Annotated in this window: 5 protein-coding genes and 1 pseudogene; 1 reads left to right on the top strand and 5 read right to left on the bottom strand. The window is 65.2% G+C overall.

All coding sequences use genetic code 11. The annotated features are described in order from the left end of the window. The 5 genes and pseudogenes from IVB47_RS07570 to IVB47_RS07550 all read right to left on the bottom strand — a co-directional run. A pseudogene (locus IVB47_RS07570) lies at nt 1-980 on the bottom strand (flagellar hook associated protein); the annotation flags it as partial. Nucleotides 981-1,001: 21 nt separating this feature from the next. Continuing rightward, entirely contained in the window at nt 1,002-2,885 is a 1,884-nt protein-coding gene (gene flgK / locus IVB47_RS07565) for a flagellar hook-associated protein FlgK (RefSeq protein ID WP_247460794.1), read from the bottom strand. A 35-nt stretch (nt 2,886-2,920) separates the two neighbouring features. Further along, nucleotides 2,921-5,173 (bottom strand): flagellar hook-basal body complex protein, encoded by a 2,253-nt coding sequence (locus IVB47_RS07560; RefSeq protein ID WP_027566879.1) that lies wholly within the window; start codon nt 5,171-5,173, stop codon nt 2,921-2,923. Between the two features lie 177 nt (nt 5,174-5,350). Further along, nucleotides 5,351-5,863: a peptide-methionine (R)-S-oxide reductase MsrB gene (gene msrB, locus IVB47_RS07555; RefSeq protein ID WP_085357245.1), complete on the bottom strand. Its 513-nt coding sequence runs from the start codon at nt 5,861-5,863 to the stop codon at nt 5,351-5,353. A 56-nt stretch (nt 5,864-5,919) separates the two neighbouring features. Beyond that, nucleotides 5,920-7,428, bottom strand: a complete 1,509-nt coding sequence (locus tag IVB47_RS07550) for an FAD-binding oxidoreductase (protein ID WP_247460793.1) — start codon at nt 7,426-7,428, stop codon at nt 5,920-5,922. Nucleotides 7,429-7,520: 92 nt separating this feature from the next. Here IVB47_RS07550 and IVB47_RS07545 point away from each other — a divergent pair. Further along, on the top strand, nt 7,521-7,878 hold a 358-nt coding region (locus IVB47_RS07545; protein ID WP_247460792.1), incomplete at its 3' end, for a histidine phosphatase family protein.

Here is a 7,878-nt window from a genome sequence, read left to right as displayed (position 1 = left end):
GTGGCTGATCCCGCCGTATTGAAGAAATTGTCGCCGGCGGTGACGGCGGAGGCCGCCACCAGCGAGGTACCGGCGAGCTTCTTGATCGCCGTGTTCAGCGCGGTGTTGAGGTTCGTCGCCGTGTTGTTCGGGTTGACCGGGACGCTTGCATCGATGGCAAAGCTGCCGACAGGCGTCGGCGTCGCGGTGGACGCCGTCAGGTCGATCTGCTCGGTCGAGCCATCGGGCAGCGTGAACTGCACGCTGAGCTTGTCGCCATTTTTCGGATTGACGCCGTTGAGGTCGACCGAGAACGACACCGGCGAGCCGCTCGGGCCGGTGACCGTCGCGCCGGTCAGCGTCGAGGAGACTGCAGCGATCTTCAGGCCGAATGGCGATACGGCCGCGTCCTCCGACACCATCACAGAGCTAGGCGTCGGCTGTGGCGTCGCCAGCACCAGCCGGCCCATGCCGTTGGCGCCGAGGTCGGCGGCCTGGCGCTCCGCCATGACGGTCTTGAAGCCCGCCTGCGTCGTGGTGCCGTTGATGATGTCGCCGGCATTCGCGACCGACGGCGTGTTGAAGGCGGTACCGGAGAACAGATAGCGGTTGCCGGATTGCGTATTGAGAACGCCGACCATCGAGCCGAATTGCGCAGCTGCGGTGTTCTGCGCAACCGTCTGGCCGTTGACGTTGAGATCCTGCGCGGTGTTGGCCGAACCCGTCTGCACCGTGTTGCGGATCGTGGTCAGCGACTGCAACGCGGTATTGGCGAGGTTGATACTGACGTTGACGTTGGTCATCGTGTCGGTATAGGCGGCGATGTTGGAGAGCTGCGCGCGCCCGGCGATCGCAAAGCCCTCGTTGGTGCCCATGCCGGAATAGTTCTGCGACAGCTTGCCGGTCGAGAGCTGCGTCGACAGGTCGGTGAGCTGCTGGTTGATGTTGCGGATCTGCGAGCCGAGAACCGACGAGGAGTAGTTGATGCTGCTGATCGACATGTTTCAGAGCCCTGTTACTTGTTACACTTGAGCCTGGAGCAGCGTATTCATCATGCTCTGCACCACCGACATGACATGAGCGTTGGCGGCATAGGCATTCTGGAGCTGGATCAAGTTCGACATCTCCGAGTCCAGGTTGACGCTGGCGGTCGAGTTGAACTTGGCCTGCAGCGTCGAGACCACGACGCTCTGGCCCTGCTGGAGCTGGGTCGCCTGGGTCGCGGCATTGCCCTGAACGCTCAGGAACTGCTGGAGGTAGTTCGAGACGCTGCCGGTGAAGGGCTGGCTCGCCGAGCCCAGACCGGATTGCGGCGAATAGGAGAACACCGCCGAGGTGAGCTGCGAATAGAGATAGTCCGAGCGCGCGGTGTCGCCGGTGGGCGTCACCGGCGAGGTGTTGTAGATCGACAGCCTGGTCGGGTCGGTCGCGAGCTGCGTGTTCACGGCGATGCGCCCGGCAAGGCCGGTCATCTGCGAACCCGATGCCGTGATCGCGCCGGTGTAGAGCGCCTGCCCGCCATCGGTGTACAGCGGCAGTTGCGGATTGCCCGAGGTCAGCGACGAGATCGTCTTGGTGATCGAGGCCGAATTGACCTTGGCGAGGCCGCTGTTATCGTCGGTCACCCGCAATGTGGTGGCCGTCGCCGGCGACGGGGCGGCGGCGAACGACAGATGCGAGCCGGAAAGTGCGGTGTTGAGCGCCGAGGCGATCGCGCTCATGCCGCCGGAGAAGTTCACCCCGATCTGCATCGGATTGGCGTTGGTGGGGTTCTGCAGCGGCAGCGCCGCTGGATCAGTCACGTTGACCAGCGTGACCTGTCGCTTCGTGTTGGTGGTCGTGTCGGTGTAGCTGAAGTTGACGCTGTTGCCCGGCGCTGCCCCGGCAAGGTCGAGATCGAAGCCGGTCGGCGGGCCGGTGACCGTGCTGCCGGCCGTGGTCTTGTCCGACAACGCGCTCGACATCGTTGCGGCGAACTGGTCGATCTGGTTCTGCGCCTGCACCAGCGTCTGGTCGCGCAGCTTCAGATCGGCCGCGATCTGGCCCGAAGACACCACGTTGTTGGCGATGACGTCGACCGACGATCCGTTCGGGAGCTTGATGTTGAACGCGCCAACGCCGGATTTGGCCGGATCGATGTTGTAGAGCGAGGTCGCCGACAGCGCGCCGGCGGACGCAAAGGTGAATTGCGAGGCCAGCCCGGCGCCGACCAGCTGGATGCCGGTGGTGGTGTAGATGTTGGCCTGATTGGACCCGTCGACGGTGACGTGGACGTCGACATATTTCGACAGCGTGTTGATGGCCTGGTCGCGCTGGTCCATCAGCGTCGCAGCCGAGGGGTCGTGTTCCGACAGGCCCTGGAGTCTGGAGTTGATGTCGGCGACTTGCTGCATCGCCGCGTTGGCCTGCTGCGCCGAGGTGCTGAGATCCTGCTCGACGTTGGAGCGCAGCGACTGGATGCCCTTGGTGGTGAGGTTGAGCTGCTGCGCCAGCGTCTGCGCGGCGCCGAGCGCAACCGTTTGCGCCGACGACGAGCCCGCGTTGGTCGACAACGCCTGCAGCGCCGTGGTGAAACTGTTCAGCGCGGTTTCGAGCGTACCGCTGTTGCCGGGCGTGCCATAGACATTCTGAAGCTGCTTCAGAATGTTGGCCATCTGGTCGGCGTAGCCGCCGCCGCCGGTCTCGGTGCGCAGCTGCTTCTGCACATAGGTGTCGAGCTCGCGGCTGACGCCGGTCGTCGTCACCGTCGAGCCGAAGTCGCCGGTGGTGACCTCGATCTGGTTCGGCGTCTGGACGACGTAACCCGGCGTCTGCGAGTTGGCGACGTTCGAGGAAACGATCGAGAGCGCAGCCTGATTGGCACGCAGACCGCTCATCGCACTGGCGAGGGCTGAACTCAAACCCATGTTGACTTGCCGCCTTTGGTTACGTCACGCCCCAATCAGCGCAACACGTTCAAGAGGTCCTGCACCATCGTATTCGCCGTCGTGATCACCTTGGTGTTGGCCGAATAGGCCTGCTGGGTCACGATCAGCTTGGTGAATTCGTCGGCGATGTCGGTGTTCGAGCCTTCCAGCGACGAGCCGCTGATCGAACCGGAAGCGCCATCGATCGCGGCGCCTGACTGTTCGGTCGCTGAGTATGCGCCGCCGTCCTGCGCCTTCAGGTAGTTGGTGCCGTTGAAGTGCGACAACGAGACCTGTGCGAGGTCGAGGTTCTGGCCGTTGGAGAAAGTCCCGACCACGAGGCCGTTGTTGTTGACGGCGACCGAGCGAAGCTGACCGGCGGCATAGCCGTTCTGGGTGATGGTGTTGATGGTGACCGCGCCGCTGGTGCTGGCATATTGGGTCAGTCCGCCCGAGGAGATGTTGAAAGAGACCGAGCCCAGCGACTGGCCGCTGACGCTGACGTTGTTGATGGTGATCCCCGAGCCGCTCGGCGAGGTCAGCGAGCCGTCGGCGGCAAAGGTGAAGGCCTGGCCGGTATTGACCCAGCCGACGGTCGTGCCGGTCGCATTCGGGTCGGTCTGGTAGAACATGTTCCAGCTATCGGCATGGCCCGCGCCCAGCGAGGCGCTGTCGGTCTTGGCCCAGCGCAATTGCAGGTTCACCGGCGTGCCGGCCGCGTTGTAGGCGGTCACCGCGCCACCGCTGATCGATTCCTTGGTGAAGGTGGCGATGTCATTGCCGATCACGCCGCCGGTACCGGCAACGCCACCACCGTCACGATTCTTGGTGATGGTCGAGGTGAAGCCGAGCGCGGCGAAGGCGGCGCTGTTGGAGCTCGCCACCGACAGGTTGGAAGCTGTGCCGGTGTTCAGCGTGATCACGCCGCCACTGCTGACCGACGACCCCGTTGCACCGGAGAGCGCGTCGATCTTGCCGAGCAGCATCGTGATGTTGTCGGTGACGTTGATTTGGTTTGGGCCTGACGCGCCGGCGGCCATGAAGGTCAGCGGCTGACCATTGACCGTGATGACGTCGCCGGCGGAGAAGCCCGATGTGATCACCTCGGCGCCGCCGGCCGCCGCCGCGCCGCTCAGCACCGTGGCGCCCGAGATTGCTGGGGAGGACAGCACGTTGCCGCCGCGCGTTACGCTGCTGATGCCGAGCGCCGTGGCCGCCTGGCCGCTACCAACCGGTACGTCGGTGCTGGTGCCGCTGGAGATCACGATGTTGCCGCTGGGGTTGAGCGATGCGGTAACGCCGGCGCCGCCGGCCAACTGGATGGCGGAGATGATGCTGGCCACCGTGGCCGTCGTGCCAGCGCCGAGACCGATCGTGGTGTTGCTGCCGGCCGTCACGACAGTGGTGCCGCCGTTGAACGTGATCGTGTTGCCGTTGACGGTCAGCACCTGGCCGCTGAGCGCGGTGAGGGTGGTGGAGGCGAGATGCGTACCCAGGGCGTTGTCGAGCGAAGTTGTGGTCGATGCGACCGCCGCAGAGTTGTTCTGGAGCGCCGCTGTGCCGGTCGCCGTGGTCGACGAGTATGGTGAGCGAATATTGCCGGTCGCGGCAGCGCCGGACGTTGTGGCGTTTGCATACGGCGGAGGCGGCGTGCCGACCGGCAGCGGGTTGGCCGCGAAGTCCGATGGGTTCAGTCCGCCGGCCGCCAGCAACGTCTTGGTCGCCGCCGTCGTGCTCGCCACGGTGTTCGGCTGGGTCGGCAGGTTGGCCGCGTACTGGATCGATGTGGTCGCCTGCGCCGGGATGAAGTTGTTCTGGAATTTCAGGACTGTCGCAACGTTGCCTTGCGGGTTGCCGGTCTTCGGGTCGACCGTGACGCCCATCAGGTAATAGCCGGCGCCGTTGACCAGATTGCCGTTGGCATTGAGCTGGAAGTCGCCGCGCCGGGTGTAATAGGTGACGCCGCTGAACACCGGCGCGTTGTCGACGACGCCCGTCGCCTTCTGGATCGAGAAGAAGCCGTCACCGGTGATCGCCATGTTGGTGGCGACGCTGGAGCCCGAGATCGTACCCTGCGTGGTGATGGTGGCCTTGGCGTTGGCGGTCACGCCGCCCGCGACCTGCTTGCTCGGGACCGATGAGTCGGGAATGAGATCGACGAAGCTGGTGCCGATGCCCTTGTAAGCGGTGGTGGATGAGTTCGCGATGTTGCCGGAAATGTTCTGCAGCGCGTAGGACTGCGCCTGCAGGCCACCCACCGAGGTGTTCATTGCATCGAAGATACCCATAACTTTGTCTCCAGATCCGATCTCGGCGGCCGGTCGACCATGGCCGCAGTCGGAGGAGACTGTCGCAAGGGCTATGCCAATGCGGGTACTTTCACGAAATCAATGACTTAATGAAAAAGCCCCGGTCTGACGACCGGGGCACAATTGCCGGGACCGGCAACAATTGCCGGACGAAACCTAGGTTGCGGACGCCGCCGCGGGATGGAAGACCAGCCCGAAACCGTCGATGCAGTAGCGCAGTCCGGTCGGCTTGGGACCGTCGTCGAAGACGTGGCCGAGATGGCCGCCGCAGCGCCGGCAATGCACCTCGGTCCGGAGCATGCCAAAGGTGCGATCCTCGGTCTTGCCGACATTGCCCTCGATCGGCTGGTAGAAGCTCGGCCAGCCCGTGCCGCTCTCGAATTTGGTGTCGGAGGCGAACAGCGGCAGGTCGCAGCCGGCGCAGGCGAAGACGCCCTTGCGGTGCTCCTTGAGCAGCGGGCTGGAGCCCGGCCGCTCGGTGCCCTCCTTGCGCAGGATCTCATATTGCTGCGGGGTGAGCTGGGCACGCCATTCGGCGTCCGTTTTCTCGATCTCGAATTTTTGCGCGGCTTTCTCTCCAGCCTCCGCGGGCGATGCTCTGAGCCAGCGGAAGGCCGCAAGGCCGAACAGGCCGGCGACGGTCGTCAACAGGATGCGGCGGTCAAACATCTCATTCTCCATGCGGGAGCGTCTACGCCCTGAGATACGGGCTCTCACGGCAGACGTTACACTTCCGGGCGGGATTTTTCTCGGGTCTCTTGCGGGACGCTGTCGTCGCGCGAGACCGGTTCCGGGGCTGGTTCCGAGGCTGGTTCAATGGCTTCCGCAGTTTTCGGCGGCTGGGCAAGCCGCGGCCTGACGCCTGACGGAGGCCGGCGCGGACCGGTGCCGGCGGCCCGGTTGGCTTCGGCGAGGCGTGTCTCGCGTTCTGTGTCCTTGACCCTGGCACGTTCACGATAGCGGGCAAGCGAGCCTGCGGCAGCGGAACTCGCCCTACCCCAGATTCCGACCAGTTGGCCGGCAACCCGCCCCGTCGTTCCTCCCGCCCAGACCAGCTCGAACGGTGAGAACAGCTTCCAGCGCTCGTCGCCCCACAGGATGCTGCGCGCGATCATCTGCCCGGCCATGGCCGAGGTGTTCATGCCCTGGCGGCCGAACCCGCTGGCCACCCACAGGCCTTTGCGCAACTGGCCGATCTGCGGCATGCCATGCACGGTCTGGCCGGTGGCGCCGCCGAAGGTCTCGGTGATTTCGACATTGCCGAGTTGGGGGAAGATGGACCAGATCCGCCGCCTGACGGCGCCCGCAAAGCGTTGTGGTCGCGCCGCCCAGGTGGTCTCCGGGCTCTCCCACATCAGGCGGTCGCCATCGACGATCTTGAAATGATCGACGCCGTCGGAATCCATCACCGATCCCTTGAAGGCGATGATCTCGTGCACGCGCTCGCCGAGCGGCGCGGTGATGCCGGCATAGCGCCAGACCGGCAGCAGCGTCTCCGACAGGCGCCGCAACGGCGCACCGAGATGGATGTTGCCGGCGAGCACGATATGGGTGGCGCGCAGCCGCGCCGAGGGCGTGACGATGCGCTTGCGGATGCCGGAATGATCGATGCTGACGACCGGCGTATCCTCGAAGATGCGCGCCCCCGCCCGCCGCGCCAGCGCCGCGAGGCCGTGCACATATTTGCGCCCGTCGACCTGGAACGCCTTCGGATAATACACGCCATGGAAGTAGTGATCGGTCTTGAGCACCTCGCGGACGCGATCGACCTGCCAGCCCTCGGCCTCGGTGTCGAAATCCTCGTTCAGCATCTGCAAGCGGCTGATCAGCCGGTCGCCGGCATCGACGTTGGAGACCTCGAGCACGCCGGCGGTCGGGCCGATCCCCGGCATGTTCTCTTCCGTGGCGTTGGCCCGGACGAACTCGGCGCCCGCTTTCGACAGCGTCCACAATTCCCGCGCGTCCTCGAATCCGATCCGCTCGATCAGCTCGGCTAGCGGCAGCGCGAAGCCCGGCATCACGGTGCCGAGTTGATTGCCGGAAGCGTTCCAGCCGATGTGGCGGCCCTCGAGCACCGCGACGCTGGCCCCCAGCCGGGCCGCCTCGAGCGCGATGGACAGTCCGGCAAGCCCGGCCCCGATGACGCAAATGTCCGCATCGAGGTCGAACGACAGCCGCGCCCGGTCGCGAAAGCCGGCTTCTTCCTGGGACACGCTTGTGAAAGTCTCGCTCATGTCGTTTCTTAAAGGACTGAGCGGCCGCTTGTCACCTTGTCCTCGACCAGCGCCTGTAGATTATCCTGGTCGTGTAACGATTCGAGAATGCCATGCGCCGTTTGCTGCTGCTGCGTCACGCCAAGACCGAGACCGACGCGCCGAGCGGCCGTGACCAGGACCGCCGGCTCGACGACCGCGGCCACAAGGATGCCGCCGAGATCGGCGACTGGATGGCCTCCCATCCCCCCTTTCCCGAGGCCGTGCTGGTATCGCATGCGGTCCGGGCCCGGCAGACCTGGGACATCGCCTGGGAGACCATGAAGGACCGCGTCGCCGCGCCGCAGGTCGAGATCCTGCCGGAACTCTACGCCGCCGATCCCGCCCAGATCCTGGAATCCATTCGCACTGCAACCGTCCCGGCCGACCCGAAGCAGTTGCTGGTGGTCGGCCACAATCCGGGCATGCACG

This window comes from Bradyrhizobium sp. 62 (genome assembly GCF_023073035.1).
GTDB lineage: Bacteria > Pseudomonadota > Alphaproteobacteria > Rhizobiales > Xanthobacteraceae > Bradyrhizobium.
This window is presented reverse-complemented; position numbering and strand designations above follow the sequence as displayed.

Bases quoted from the DNA above. Each gene is read 5' to 3' on its own strand.
- flgK (WP_247460794.1), bottom strand. From the start codon at position 2,885: ATGGGTTTGAGTTCAGCCCTCGCCAGTGCGATGAGCGGTCTGCGTGCC.
- IVB47_RS07560 (WP_027566879.1), bottom strand. From the start codon at position 5,173: ATGGGTATCTTCGATGCAATGAACACCTCGGTGGGTGGCCTGCAGGCG.
- msrB (WP_085357245.1), bottom strand. From the start codon at position 5,863: ATGTTTGACCGCCGCATCCTGTTGACGACCGTCGCCGGCCTGTTCGGC.
- IVB47_RS07550 (WP_247460793.1), bottom strand. From the start codon at position 7,428: ATGAGCGAGACTTTCACAAGCGTGTCCCAGGAAGAAGCCGGCTTTCGC.